The following is a 14,006-nucleotide window of genomic DNA, read 5'->3' as shown; positions in this document are numbered from 1 at the left end:
TATAAAAGAACAACTTTTTAAGCTGTGAGGATTACCTCATGGCTTTCCTTTTTTTATACGTTTTTCCATAGTGTTTCGCTAAAACGTATATTTAATTCATTGATTACTAAATCCCAATATTGTACAAAAAAGGAACCTATATATAGACTCTTTTTATAAGTGTCCATTATATAGGTTCTAGTTTATATGGTACTGGAGTTTTTTATTTTTAATATATCTTATTGACTTTTATCAGTCCAAAATAATATTAAAGTTATATATACCATATTTTGGCTAATAATAGAAGTATATTTTATTTTGAGGTGATTTATGGCTATACTAAATAAAGAAAATACAGAACTTCAAGAATATTTAAAAAAGAGCAATTTTAAAATATCAATTTTATTCATCATAACACTAATATTTTTTGTTATTTACAAACCTATTTCTATTATAGCTTTAATTATTTTAATATATAATTTAAATTCTAAAAAGTTTAAGCTATATACTAGAGGTTTTGAGGGTGAAAATTATGCTAAAAACATGCTTTTAAATCTAGATGATAGTTATCACTTATTTTGTGATGTGACAGTGCAAATTAATAATAAAACATCTCAATTAGATACAATAGTTGTAGGAGATAATGGTGTTTTTATAATTGAAGTTAAAAATATAAAGGGAAATATAACAGGTGATATATTAGATTACCATCTTAAAGTTAAGCGAAAAGGAAGAAAAGGCAAAAAATATTATATATCAATTTATAATCCATATAGGGAAGTTAAAACACATGTTTACAGATTAGATAAATATTTAAAAAAATATGATATAGACATTTCTATAATAGGTCTGGTATTTTTCAAGTGTAATAACAGTCCTTTTATACAAGAATCTTATATAAATGTAAGTAATTCATATGGCATAATATTTGATGATCCTGAAAAATTGCTATATAAAATAAAATCTACAAATAGTAAATGTAAATTTGAAAATAAAAATGACATAATAAATAAAATTAAAATACTAGTTGAAGGAAAATAGAAGTAATTTCTTTATTTAATAGAAAATCATTTTTTATTTTAAAGTAATTTTTTTCTATTATAATTGATTATTGAAGCCTAATAACTTATAATAGAAAAAAATACAATAAATTACAAAGAATGAGGTAGTATTAGAAATGGATATATTATTAAAGCATGGGAATAAGATTATAGGTTTAATTCTTTTTATGATTGCAATTATCATATTAGCTATGGTTCCTAAAGATGATTTTCCATTTGATAAACCGAAGCTTAAAATAATTTATGATAATGAAAAAGTTTCTACAATCAATGGAGAATTTAATTGGTTTAATAAAGAATTAGGTGGAAATAGTACTTTTGCAGAGCCTTTAGAGAATTTAAATAAGCCAATATATGCAGAAGGCGGAGAAACACTTCAAATAAAGTTTTCTAAAGAACCTAATTCTGTAACAGTCAAAGAACTATCTACTATCCCCTATACAGATTATGAATATTTAAAGGGAAGTTCAAAGGAGGAATATTCTTTTATCTTACCTAAAGAAAAGGGAGAGTATCACTTTGAAGTGAGAGGAGTTTGGGATGAAACTCATAATGTATCTGAGATATTTAAGGTTTGCATTGAATAATATTAAATAGTTTAATCTTATTATTTTCATATTAAATGTAATTATTGTTTTAAAGAAGTAATGATAGTAATGTATGAAATATGGACAAGCGATAATTTAGCTTGTCTATATTAATGATTTACTTATTTTTAGATTTTATAAAATTATATTAACTAAAGGGGAGAAATTTATGAGAGAAGAAGAGATCTTGAAATTTGAAAGTGAAGAGGAAAGAGTGTCAGCCTTATATGGTATATTTAATGAAAGTACTAGACTTTCATCAAAGGCTACTCAAGTTGAATTCTTGACAACAGTAAGAAACATTGAAAAGTTTCTTAAACCAGGAATGAAGATTCTTGATTTAGGAGCTGGTACTGGAGAATATAGTTTATATTTTGCTAAAAAAGGATTTGAGATAACAGCTATTGAATTAGTTGAAAAACATGTTAAAGAGATCAAAAAAAAATGTGAGAAGGACATGAATTTAAGCGTTTTTCAAGGTAATGCACTAAACATATCTAATATTAAAGATAATAGTTATGATATTGTACTATGTTTTGGTCCTCTATACCATCTAAGTAAAATTGAAGATAGAATGAAATGTATAGAACAAGTAAAAAGAGTTTGTAAAAAGGATGGAAAAATGTTTTTTGCCTTTATATCTAATGATATGGTAATAACTACAGAAACCATGTGTTATAACCTAGACTTTCTAAAAGGAGATACTTATAATCATGAAACATTTAAGGTAGTTGATTTTCCTTTTGTATTTGATACTGTTGATCAATGTAGAAAGTTATTAAATAACTCTAATCTTAAAATAATATCAGAAATTGCTGCAGATGGTTTAAGTGAACTTTTAGCAGATAAGATAAATGCTATGGATGAAAAAGACTATAATTTATGGTTAAATTATCATTATTATTGCTCAGAAAAGCCAGAATTTTTAGGATGCAGTAATCATCTATTATTTATAACTAAAAAATAATATTATTTTTAATTAAAGAGGTTTTATGGATTTAGAAAAAGTAATTTTAAAAAGTGATTCAATTAATGATATAAAAAGTATTGCTTTATTATATGAAAGTGCAGGATGGTTTGATTATACTGAGGATTTAAATAAATTAGAAATTGCATTTAAAAAATCATTAAAAATAACTTCAGCTTGGCATGGTAAAAAGTTAGTAGGACTTATTAGAGTTATTGGTGATGGTTTAACCATCATATATATACAAGATATAATAGTACTTCCTGAATATCAAGGAAATGGTATTGGAAGAGAATTAATTAATGCTGTATTAGATGAATATAAAAATGTTAAACAAAAAGTATTGATAAGTGATGATGCAGAAGCTTCAGTTGAGTTTTATAAAAAGGTTGGTTTTAAATCAATTGATAATTATAATGGAGTAGCTTTTGTAAATTATATAGAATAAATAAAAAAATATAAAACCTCAGTAATTATTACTGAGGTTTTATATTTTTTTATAATTAAGTTAGTGACCTTATATTGCTTAAGTTAATATAAATTGTTTTATTATCATAATTATCAATTTTAGTGTTATCTTATCTTTTATTGGATAAGATATATTTTTTTATAAGTGCATAAAGAGATAACTTATAAGTATTTTTTAAAGAATACTTCACCAACTCCGTTTTCATTTATTGAAGAGATAAAACCACACTCTTTAAAACCTCTTCTCATATGCCATTTTTGAGCCTTTGTAGCATCTATCATTGAGGAACTTAATAAGAATTCTGAATTTTTTTCCTCTTTTAAATAATTTTCTAAAAAACTTAAGAGTTTTGCTCCAATTCCTGAAGTTCTAAGCCCCTCTTTGACTATTACATAGCTTATAAAAGGCATATGAGTCCAAATATATTCTATTTTTAGACATCCTACTATCTCTCCTTCTAATTCGGCTACTATAACTTCTTTCATTTCTATTTTATTAGAAATTATACTTTTATCTTTATGTAAATCAAAGTTTATAGCTGCCTTCAAATCATTTTTATTAGCAAACCTAACTAATACATCCATTTGACTCTCTCATCTCCCCATATTTTATTCTTAAATATATTATATGTATAGTTTATTTAAAAAATTTAAGTTATTTAATAAAAGTTAGATTATAATAACTATGGATTAATTATTATTTTCAATTAAGTAATGATTTATTTTAGTTTTTTTATTACAATATAAGTAATAGATATGAATTTACTACCTAGGAGGAAATAAAAAAATGAAATTAATATCATGGAATGTTAACGGCTTAAGAGCTTGTGTTAAAAAAGGATTTTTAGATTATTTTAAATCTGAAGATGCTGATATATTTTGTTTACAAGAGACTAAACTTCAAGAAGGACAAATAGATCTTGATTTAGAAGGATACTATCAATATTGGAATTATGCCGAGAAAAAAGGTTACTCTGGAACTGCAATATTTACAAAAAAAGAACCTTTAAATGTTTACTACGGAATAAATATGGAGCATCATGATAAAGAAGGAAGAGTTATAACTTTAGAGTTTGAAGATTTCTATATGGTAACTGTATATACTCCTAACTCACAAAGTGAACTTGCTAGATTAGATTATAGAATGCAATGGGAAGATGATTTTAGAAACTATCTTTTAGATCTTTCTTCTAAAAAAGGCCTAGTTGTATGTGGTGATTTAAATGTTGCTCACAAAGAAATAGATTTAAAAAATCCTAAGACAAATAGAAAAAATGCTGGTTTTACAGATGAAGAAAGAGATAAATTCTCTACATTATTATCAAGTGGATTTATAGATACTTTTCGTTACTTCAATCCAGAGGTAGAAGGAATTTATTCTTGGTGGTCATATAGATTCAATGCAAGAAAGAATAATGCTGGATGGAGAATTGATTATTTCCTAGCTTCAAAGAGTTTAGAGTCAAGAATAAAAGATGCTTCTATAGACACAGAAGTATTAGGCTCAGATCACTGTCCTGTTAAATTAATAATGGATTAATACTTAAAATAATAAAAACGTGCAAACACAGTGTAAGTTGTTTGTACGTTTTTATTATCAAGTAATAATTTTAATAAATTTTAGCTAAAAGCTTTCTTTTCTTGTTTATATAATACTTTTGAAAGTGGTAATGCTATAACTATACCTACACCAGCTTGCATTATATTACCTATTATATCTTTTGCTGAATAAGCTAAAGCTCCTATAAGAGTATTAGAACTTCCTGTGAATAGGAATGCTATTATTGCTCCAGCGAAGAAATATGCTACTACCATAAAAACTCCTGAAATTAAGAAAGGAATTAAATAACTCTTTCTATGATTAGCTTCTAGAAGATATCCTGCTATATATGCCATTAAAGCCTTTATTATAAAAGTAAATGGTGCCCAAATTATATATCCACCATATAAGTCTACAAGAGCCATACCAATACCGCTTGCAATAGCACCTCTTTTCTTACCTAATAATGCTGCAGATAAAAGAACCATACAATCACCTAGTTGAACATATCCGCCAATAGTAGGTATTCTTATTAAGCTCGCTGCTATAAATATTATTGCAATCATTAACGCTGTAAAAACTGTCTTATGAAACCTCTTATCAGTATTAATATTCATCTTTTTAACCTCCTGAATAAAAAATATAGTTATATATTAAAATATTATTAATACATTATCAAATGTATGGGTACAATTATATTTTATATATTCCCTTTAAAATTTATTTATTTATGATATACTGTTAAATAATACATAAATGGAAAGCATACAGAAGAGGAGTGAAAAATATGAAAAAGAGAAACATAGCAGCATTTTTTGATATTGATGGAACAATATATAGAGAAGGACTAATAACAGAAGTATTTAAAAAAATAATAAAATATGAATTAGTTGATGAAACTAAATGGTATAAAGATGTACGTCCTGCTTTTATAAAATGGGATAAAAGACAAGGTGATTATGATGAATACTTACTTAAAATGGTTGATATATATACTGAAGCTATAAAAGGTATAAGCAATCATCATATAGAATACATAGCTAAAAAAGTAATAGAGCAAAAAGGGGATAGAGTATATACCTTTACTAGAGAAAGAATTAAATGGCATAAAGAACAAGGACATATAGTAATAGCTATTTCTGGTTCACCTTATGAACTTGTAAAAGAGATGTCAGAAAAATATAATATGAATGATTTCAAAGGTACTATATACAAACTTGATGACAATAATACATATAATGGTGACATAATACCTATGTGGGATTCAGAAAGTAAAGAAAAAGCTATTTTAGAATTAAAAGAAAAATATAATATAGATTTAGAAAATAGCTATGCTTATGGAGATACTTCAGGTGACTTTACTATGTTTAAAAGTGTTGGAATACCATATGCAATTAATCCAACAAGAGAACTTTTAACTAAGGTACTTGAATGTGACGAAATCAAAGAAAAAATTAAAGTTATTGTCGAAAGAAAAGATGTTACTTATGACTTAGATATAAATAATTTAAAACTATTATAAATAATAAAAGGAATCACTCTTAGAGCATTCCTTTTTTATTATATCATTCGTAATTATGCCTAAAAATACGGGGTTTATATTTTGTTAAGTTATTAAAAAAGTACGTAATACAACGAATAAAAATATTTAAATTAGAATTATAATTCACATAAATAAAAGGGTGCTTTTCAACTGAATATATAACAATCGAATATATATAAGATAAGTTAAAGGTTTAAAAATAATTAAATATAAAGATCATTAAATAATATTGAAAACTTTATTTAAACTTATATTAAAATAGCACAATAATATATAATAATTTGCTATAATATGTATATAAAAAGCGAAATGTGTAAAAGGGGAGACTTATATGGGTAACATTAAATTTTGTTCTATCCTTATAAAGGATGATTTTAATAATATTTTAATTTCAAAAAGAAAAGGTAAAAAAGCTGATGCACACTTATGGTATCTTTTTGACAGAAAAATAAAAGGTAGAGAAACTCCAGAAAAATGTGCAAATAGGGCTATAAAAGAAGATTTAAAAACTATAGTTTTCGATTTAAAAGAATTATGTGATTTTACTATTAATGAAGAGGAAAGTTTAAGAGTATTTACAGGATCTTTAAAAGAAAAGGTTACTTGTGGTGCAAACATAACTGAATACAAATGGATAAATAAAGATGAATTAAGTAACTATACTTTTGCAGATGGAGAATTAGAAAAGATAAACGCTTTTTTTGAGACTATATAAAACATGCCAATATTGGCATGTTTTTCTTTTATTGTTATAATAAAATTGTGAGGTGATTATTATGACATTATTAAGAAAGAAAATTTTAGGAGAAGATTTTCATGTTACTATAAAACCGATATATAATAGAGAAGATGCATTAGCTTTTACTTTTTCACCTGATCAGAAGAAGGTTGAAATTGGAGAAGAAATTAAAATAACGGTAACACATCCTACAGAAAGATATGATGCTTTCTGTGATGAATTAGTAGAACTTATAGCTAGATATCAAGAAATATAAAAAAACAGTCCATATGGACTGTTTTTTTTATTATTTTTCAGCAGTTTTTCCTATGAATTTATGTACAATTTTTTCACATGGTGGCATAAAGAATTGTATAGCCGGACCTGTGAAAAGAACTGCTATTATTGTACCAACACCAACAACACCAGCTAATAAATAACCAACTACTAAGAAGCTTAAATCTAAGCCGATACGTATCCAACGGTATTGGAAATTAGTTTTATCTCTTATTATAAGAGGAACTAAATCGTTTGGTGCAACTCCTAATTCAGTACTAACTAAGAATGAGAATCCTATAGCTATTATTATACAGCTTAAAGCTACAATCACACATTTTACAGGTAAGTTAAAACTACTAAGTGAAGTATCTAATCCAGCCTTTTGTAATAATCCCATAATAGCATCTATAGTAGGTCCTACTACTAAAACAAGTACAAAAGTTCCAAGTTTAAGTTGTTTTCTATCTACAATAAAGATTCCAATAACTAAAGTAACAAGTATTATCATGTTAGCTGTTCCAGTTGAAACACTTAAAGCTTTTGAAAGTCCTTGAGTAAATACAGTGAAAGGATCGGATCCTGCACCACTTAATAAGAATATTACAACACCTAATTGTATGATTGCCATTCCTAATAAGAAAAATATAAGTTTAGGAATAAATTTTTCTTTTTTCATTTTTAATACACTCCTTGTTTTTGAGTTTTGTGAATCGTATTATTGAATGTGAATTTAATATTTAATGTGCATTTAAAAACTTAAAAGAATACCAAACAAAATGATTATACAAGTTGTTCATCAATATGTCAAATATATTTAATAAACACATAAAATCTTTTACAATTTAATGTGAAAATAGGATAATAAAACTATATTATTGGTATAAATAAGAAAAATTGAAAAGTACGTATTTTTATCTTATAATTATTACGTTAGATATAGAGAGGTGAAAAACATGAAGGATAATAAGACTAAAGAACATATTGCTAGAATAGCAAAAGCTTCAACATATTTTATTTTTAAGAATGGACCTGTAAGTAAGCTTCATAAGGAAAATAAAATTTCTGATGAAGAAATGAAGAGTATGCAAGAGTATATGCAAAACCACTTAGCATATCTTTATGAGGTTTTACTTGAGGAAGGTAATCTAAAAAAATATGAGCTTATAATGAATACTATGAATCAATTCTATGTAAATGATGATACTGAAGTAGTATTAGCTGATGAGGGATTTGATGCTTTATATGATCAGTTATTCCCAAAAAGCAATAATATAATTATTAAATAAAAAATGACTATGAGAATTTCTCATAGTCATTTTTTTTTTAATTACAGCTAGCCTCTGGAAGAAAGTCTTTTTCAACCTCTTCAATTTTAAGATTCGAGTTTTTAGTTCTTTTTAATATCGATTCTACTATTATGGCTATAGCTCCATCACCAGTTACGTTTGTTGCTGTACCAAAGCTATCTTGTGCGGCGTGTAATGCTATCATTAATGATTTTTCCACATTACCAAATCCAAGCATACTTTCAAGTAAACCTAGAGAAGCCATAACGCCACCACCAGGTACTCCAGGTGCTGCTACCATAGTCACTCCTAACATAACTATGAAAGGTAACATAAGTGATAATGTTGGAACTTGTCCTTTCATATACATTACAGCCATAGAAGCAAGTACTAAAGTTATAGTATCACCAGCTAAGTTTATTGTAGCGCATAAAGGTATAACAAAGTCTGAAACATCTTCATCAACACCATTTTCTTTAGTGCAGTTTAAAGTGACTGGAATTGTAGCTGCTGATGATTGAGTACCTAAAGCTGTCATATATGCAGGAACCATATTTTTTAATAATTTAAATGGATTTTGTTTCTTTATAGTTCCAGATAAAATATATTGAACTAATAAATAAGCTCCTTGTATTGAGAAAAGAACGACGTAAACAAGTCCAAAGGATTTTAAAGTAGTAAATATCTCACCATTATAACTTAATTTAGCAAATATTGAAAGAATATATACTGGAACTAATGGTATTAAAAGATTTTTTATTGTTAATGAAACAACATGATTAAACTCTTCAGATACTTTTAATAAGTAACTATTTTTTATTCTTGATATTCCTATACCTAGTAGGAATGCAAAAGCTAAGGCAGACATAACACTAAACATTGGAGGTATGTCAATTGTAAAGTACGGTTCAACATTTACAGAACTAGTGCTTAAAGAAGCACTTACTATAAATTTAGGAAGTAATGAACGTCCTATAAAGAATGTTATTATACCTATTAAAAATGTTGATGCATATGCGATTAAAGTTGTTACTAAAAGTCCTTTCCCTGATTTATTTCCTAAAGATGCAATTCCAGGTACTATAAATCCAACTATTATAAGTGGTATTAAAAAACTAAGTAAGTTTCCAAATAGTCCATTGAAGGTCATTAACGCCCTAACGGGTATATCAAAATTTATATAGGAACAACCTAGCCCAATCAGTATTCCTAAAATAATTGCAAAAAATATTCTTTTTATTAAAGATAAATTTTTCATAATAGCCCCCTTTTGTATTTTTATTGAATACACATGTTTTTAATATGAGTACATATTACTATAATTAATATTTAAAGTCAAGGTTAACTATTAATTTTTACTTATAAAATATATTATTTTTACAAGTGTAATTTTAAAATTGGATTTAATTGTTACGAAAAAATAATTGACAATTTATGAATTTAACATCATAATTATTAATAGAAAGTGAATAACTGAGATAGAGGCGCGATGATTAATAGTATCTTTGCAGAGGTAAGCACTGTGAAGCAAAGTGAAAGGATGAATCGCCGAAACCATTAGAAGAGGCTTTAATTCTATTAGGTTGGGGTTACATATAATATATGTAACACTGTCACAATTAATTTTGTGGTGTGCTATCATGAAAGAAGAGTATTGTATAAGACTTTACAAACCCTTAAGCATGAAACCACGCTTAAGGGTTTCTTTTGTTAGCGAAACTTAGTTATCACTTATGGCTTAATTATTAAAACCATAAGGAGGACTAAAAATGAGTCAGGAACAAAATACTAATCTAAAAAGAGGGTTGAAATCAAGACACCTTAGTATGATTGCTATGGGAGGAGCCATAGGTACAGGTATTTTCTTAGCAATGGGAGATACTTTACATCAAGCAGGCGTTGGAGGAGCCTTTGTGGCTTATGGAGTAATAGGAATAATGGTTTATTTCTTATGTACAAGCTTAGGTGAAATGGCAACATATATGCCAGAGACAGGTTCTTTTGGAACTTATGCAACAAAATTTGTAGATCCAGCCTTCGGATTTGCCTTAGGTTGGAACTATTGGTATAACTGGGCTATAACAATAGCAGCAGAAATGGTTGCAGGTTCTTTATTAATGAAATTCTGGTTTCCAAACGTTCCAGCTATAGTATGGAGTGCTTTATTCTTAGTAATTATATTAGGTCTTAATTTATTGTCTGCTAAAGCTTATGGAGAATCAGAATTCTGGTTTGCAACAGTAAAAGTAGCTACTGTTATTATTTTCTTAATAGTAGGTGTGCTTATGATATTTGGAATAATTGGTGGAGAAAAAGTAGGTTTTAAAAACTTTTATGCTAATGGAGGTCCATTTATTGGAGGAGCAAAATCTATATTTATGATTTTCTTAATAGCTGGTTTCTCATTCCAAGGAACTGAGTTGGTAGGGGTTGCTGCTGGAGAAAGTGAAAACCCTGAAAAGAATGTACCTAAAGCTGTTAACACAATCTTTTGGAGAATATTATTATTTTACTTAGGAACAATCTTAGTAATCGGAGCTTTAGTACCTAATGCTCAAGCAGGAGTAGAAACAAGTGCTTTCACAGTAGTATTTGAAAAAATTGGACTAGCTGGTGCAGCATCAGTTATGAATGCGATAATACTTACATCAGTTTTATCAGCTGGTAACTCTGGAATGTATGCATCAAGTAGAATGCTTTATGCTATGGCTAAGAATGGAATGGCACCAAAAATATTTGGAAAAACAAATTCTAGAGGGGTGCCGGTTAATGCAATCATAGTAACAACAATAATTGCTAGTTTATGTTTTTTAACAGGCATTTATGCTGAGAATACTGTATATGTATGGCTTGTAGCAGCATCTGGTTTATCAGGATTTATAGCATGGCTTGGTATTGCAATATGTCACTATAGATTTAGAAGAGCTTATGTGGCACAAGGGAAAGATATGAGTAAATTAGTTTATAAAGCTAAATTATTCCCACTTGGACCTATAATTGCTTTAATATTATGTGGCATAATTGTTTTGGGGCAAGGATATGCTTATTTAGATGTTAGAAATGGAATAGACTGGGGTGGATTAATTTCATCATACATAGGAATTCCTTTATTCTTAGCTTTATTATTTTATTACAAATTTAAATATCATACTAAATTAATAAAATTAGAAGATGTTGATTTAAGTAGAGATAATTTTTAATAATATACACTTTCAAAAAAGGAGTCTATTCAAATAGGCTCTTTTTTATTAGCTTTTATTTAATATGTAGAGTAGAGAAGTAGAACATTTTAAATAATAAAGAGATAAAACTTTAATTAGTTAAAATTCTATCTCTTTTGTTTATTATTTTTATATTAATAAATTTGCTTAATTACATAGTTCTGATCAGTTAGAGCCTTTTTAATTTCCTCAATGTGAGAATGTCCATTAGTTTCTAATGTTATTTCTATAACCATATTTTTTAGAGCATCTATTGCTTTAAAATGATCATGTTCAAGTTTTACTATATTAGCATTTACATCAGCAAGAATTTTTGCGATTTTTAAAATTTGTCCTGGTTTATGAGGAACTTCTAAACTGAATCCAAAAAGTCTACCTTTAGCTACTAAGGCACTATTTATTAATGAAGTTATGGTAACCATGTCTATATTACCACCACTTATTATTGATACTACATTCTTATCTTTAAATTTCAACTTAGAAGAGGCTGCTAATGAAACAGCACCAGAAGCTTCTGCTAAAAGTTTGTGCTTTTCACTTAAGGTAAAGAAAGCTTCAACTATTTCATGATCTGAAACGGTTATTATATCATCTACATATTCTTTTATAAAATTAAAAGTCAAATCACCGGGTCTCTTTACAGCAATACCATCTGCAATTGTATCTACAGATTCTAAATTGACTATTTTGCCTGATTTAAAACTTTGTTCCATGGCATTAGCACCTTTAGCTTGAACTCCTATTATTTTCACATTAGGGTTTAATTCTTTAGCTGCTAAAGTAACTCCACTTATAAGACCACCACCGCCTATTGGGCAAAGAATAACATCTACATCTTTTAAATCTTCAAAGATTTCTAAAGCAACAGTACCTTGACCGCATATTATATCGATATCATTAAATGGATGGATAAATAAAGCACCTTGTTCTTGTTCTATTCTTTTAGCTTCATTAAAAGCATCGTCGTATACATATCCTGATAAGACAACATTTCCTCCTAAATCCTTTGTAGATTGAATTTTTAATAGAGGAGTGGTTTTAGGCATTACTATAGTTGATTTTACATTAGCTTGAGAGGCGGCAAAAGCTACACCTTGAGCATGATTCCCAGCGGAAGAGCATACAACACCTCTTGCTTTTTCTTCCTCTGATAAGGTTCTTATCTTATTTAATGCACCTCTAATTTTATAAGCTCCTGTTAATTGTAAGTTTTCACATTTCATATACACTTGATTCCCAGATTTCTTTGAAAATACCTCACTGTATATTAAAGGCGTTTTTATAACTACATCTTCTATATTCTTTTTTGCTTTAATAATTTTTTCTAAATACAAAATAATCACCTCTCATTTATGTAAACCTTTTATATAATAATTATAACAAAGAAAAATATTTTTTTACAGAGAATATTTTTTGAAAATACATGCAAAATAATAGTAAAGGAAGGTGATAATTTATGTCAGATTCTATAGTTAAAGTAAAAAAGGATAGTAATGGAGAAATTACAGATTACGTTTTAAGTAATGGAAAAACTGTTTCAAAAGCTGAGGGTGTAAAACTTGCAGAAGAGGGAATGATTGATGGTGTTATAATTTCTCATTCTAAAAAAGGTGAAGCTTATTTAAGAAGTATTCCTGATGGAAAAGAAAACAATAACTTAGATGAATTATCATAATTAAATCTTTATAGTATAAGAATTAAAAGGAAGCTAAAAAATATAGTTAGCTTCCTTTTAATTATCATCTTAATATCTGAAAACGATATTAGAATAGTGAGAGATTTAAATATATATTTGTGTTGTAATAAATATTACGTTTTTTTAGTTTATCATGTATATTATTTTGAAAAATGGTCATAATTAAAATAACTTGTTTTAATTGTATTGTTGTAATACATATATACGTATTACTCATAGTATTACGGTTATAAAATTAATATGTAACATTTTATTTTAGAAAGTTGAGTCGAAAATCAAAATTGCAAATTAGGTCAAAACATAACTAGAAATTCATTTTTAAAATTGTTTTTCAAACACAATATGTTTTTCTTAAAATATCCTCAATTTATAACTTCGCTAAATATACATTTAGCGAAGTTGTTGCGTTTTTTGAGCAAATATGCTACAATATAGTCATATCAAGGCTTTGAAAGGATTTTAGACTATGAATAATGAACAAAATCAATTCGAAAATTTTCAATACTCACAGGAAATTAAAGAATTACTCAATATCAATTTAAGTAATGATGATTTAACCAATCTAGATCATATATATAACTATTACGATTCTCAAAATATCCAACGTGATTACGAAGATTTAATTGAAGACATTTATATTTTAATTTTTAAAAGAAATTTT

The 14,006-nt window shown here is 27.1% G+C and carries 16 protein-coding genes and 1 riboswitch; of the genes, 11 read left to right on the top strand and 5 right to left on the bottom strand.

The features are described 5' to 3' along the window. Positions 1–309 precede the first annotated feature (309 nt). The 4 genes from AC2JAQ_RS07445 (at position 310) to AC2JAQ_RS07430 (ending at position 3,042) form a co-directional block, all read left to right on the top strand. Positions 310–1,020 (top strand): nuclease-related domain-containing protein, encoded by a 711-nt coding sequence (locus AC2JAQ_RS07445; RefSeq protein ID WP_488458643.1) that lies wholly within the window; start codon positions 310–312, stop codon positions 1,018–1,020. 136 nt (positions 1,021–1,156) lie between these two features. Next, a complete protein-coding gene (locus AC2JAQ_RS07440) occupies positions 1,157–1,627 on the top strand; it encodes a glutaminase (RefSeq protein WP_488458642.1) in 471 nt (156 codons plus the stop codon). A 169-nt stretch (positions 1,628–1,796) separates the two neighbouring features. After that, positions 1,797–2,594: a class I SAM-dependent methyltransferase gene (locus AC2JAQ_RS07435; protein WP_488458641.1), complete on the top strand. Its 798-nt coding sequence runs from the start codon at positions 1,797–1,799 to the stop codon at positions 2,592–2,594. A 25-nt stretch (positions 2,595–2,619) separates the two neighbouring features. Then, positions 2,620–3,042 (top strand): GNAT family N-acetyltransferase, encoded by a 423-nt coding sequence (locus AC2JAQ_RS07430; RefSeq protein ID WP_488458640.1) that lies wholly within the window; start codon positions 2,620–2,622, stop codon positions 3,040–3,042. Positions 3,043–3,224: 182 nt separating this feature from the next. Here the strand turns inward: AC2JAQ_RS07430 and AC2JAQ_RS07425 are convergent, their stop codons facing one another. Next, complete coding sequence (locus AC2JAQ_RS07425; RefSeq protein WP_488458639.1) at positions 3,225–3,647, bottom strand: GNAT family N-acetyltransferase; 423 nt, start codon at positions 3,645–3,647, stop codon at positions 3,225–3,227. A gap of 202 nt (positions 3,648–3,849) precedes the next feature. Here AC2JAQ_RS07425 and AC2JAQ_RS07420 point away from each other — a divergent pair, with 202 nt between their 5' ends. Then, positions 3,850–4,602 carry an exodeoxyribonuclease III gene (locus tag AC2JAQ_RS07420; protein WP_488458638.1) on the top strand — a complete coding sequence of 251 codons (753 nt, stop codon included), beginning with the start codon at positions 3,850–3,852 and terminating at the stop codon, positions 4,600–4,602. Between the two features lie 80 nt (positions 4,603–4,682). On the opposite strand, the gene AC2JAQ_RS07415 is transcribed toward AC2JAQ_RS07420, so the two are convergent. Beyond that, positions 4,683–5,219, bottom strand: coding sequence for an ECF transporter S component (locus AC2JAQ_RS07415; protein WP_488458637.1), 537 nt, complete (start codon positions 5,217–5,219; stop codon positions 4,683–4,685). A gap of 170 nt (positions 5,220–5,389) precedes the next feature. On the opposite strand from AC2JAQ_RS07415, the gene AC2JAQ_RS07410 reads away from it, so the two are divergent. The 3 genes from AC2JAQ_RS07410 to AC2JAQ_RS07400 all read left to right on the top strand — a co-directional run bounded on the left by AC2JAQ_RS07410 (position 5,390) and on the right by AC2JAQ_RS07400 (position 7,140). Further along, positions 5,390–6,124 (top strand): HAD-IB family hydrolase, encoded by a 735-nt coding sequence (locus tag AC2JAQ_RS07410; protein WP_423239159.1) that lies wholly within the window; start codon positions 5,390–5,392, stop codon positions 6,122–6,124. A 352-nt stretch (positions 6,125–6,476) separates the two neighbouring features. After that, on the top strand, positions 6,477–6,860 hold the full coding sequence (locus tag AC2JAQ_RS07405; RefSeq protein ID WP_488458636.1) for an NUDIX domain-containing protein: 384 nt from the start codon (positions 6,477–6,479) through the stop codon (positions 6,858–6,860). A gap of 61 nt (positions 6,861–6,921) precedes the next feature. Beyond that, the gene (locus tag AC2JAQ_RS07400; RefSeq protein WP_423239161.1) at positions 6,922–7,140 is read left to right on the top strand and encodes a hypothetical protein; all 219 of its coding nucleotides are present in this window, start codon (positions 6,922–6,924) and stop codon (positions 7,138–7,140) included. Positions 7,141–7,170: 30 nt separating this feature from the next. Here AC2JAQ_RS07400 and AC2JAQ_RS07395 read toward each other — a convergent pair whose 3' ends face one another. Next, positions 7,171–7,818, bottom strand: a complete 648-nt coding sequence (locus AC2JAQ_RS07395; RefSeq protein ID WP_423239162.1) for a YczE/YyaS/YitT family protein — start codon at positions 7,816–7,818, stop codon at positions 7,171–7,173. A 277-nt stretch (positions 7,819–8,095) separates the two neighbouring features. Here AC2JAQ_RS07395 and AC2JAQ_RS07390 point away from each other — a divergent pair, with 277 nt between their 5' ends. Further along, positions 8,096–8,428 (top strand): hypothetical protein, encoded by a 333-nt coding sequence (locus tag AC2JAQ_RS07390; RefSeq protein WP_488458635.1) that lies wholly within the window; start codon positions 8,096–8,098, stop codon positions 8,426–8,428. Positions 8,429–8,465: 37 nt separating this feature from the next. On the opposite strand, the gene AC2JAQ_RS07385 is transcribed toward AC2JAQ_RS07390, so the two are convergent. After that, positions 8,466–9,686, bottom strand: a complete 1,221-nt coding sequence (locus AC2JAQ_RS07385) for a dicarboxylate/amino acid:cation symporter (protein ID WP_488458634.1) — start codon at positions 9,684–9,686, stop codon at positions 8,466–8,468. 213 nt (positions 9,687–9,899) lie between these two features. Beyond that, a riboswitch (Lysine riboswitch) is annotated at positions 9,900–10,074 on the top strand. Positions 10,075–10,197: 123 nt separating this feature from the next. On the opposite strand from AC2JAQ_RS07385, the gene AC2JAQ_RS07380 reads away from it, so the two are divergent. Next, entirely contained in the window at positions 10,198–11,628 is a 1,431-nt protein-coding gene (locus tag AC2JAQ_RS07380) for an amino acid permease (RefSeq protein WP_488458633.1), read from the top strand. Positions 11,629–11,783: 155 nt separating this feature from the next. Here the strand turns inward: AC2JAQ_RS07380 and ilvA are convergent, their stop codons facing one another. Further along, positions 11,784–12,983 (bottom strand): threonine ammonia-lyase, encoded by a 1,200-nt coding sequence (gene ilvA, locus AC2JAQ_RS07375; protein WP_488458632.1) that lies wholly within the window; start codon positions 12,981–12,983, stop codon positions 11,784–11,786. Between the two features lie 122 nt (positions 12,984–13,105). Between ilvA and AC2JAQ_RS07370 the strand changes: the two genes are divergently transcribed. Next, complete coding sequence (locus AC2JAQ_RS07370) at positions 13,106–13,324, top strand: DUF3892 domain-containing protein (protein ID WP_488458631.1); 219 nt, start codon at positions 13,106–13,108, stop codon at positions 13,322–13,324. The last annotated feature ends 682 nt before the right edge of the window (positions 13,325–14,006 follow it).

It is taken from the genome of Clostridium sp. LIBA-8553, from assembly GCF_057782465.1.
This window is presented reverse-complemented; position numbering and strand designations above follow the sequence as displayed.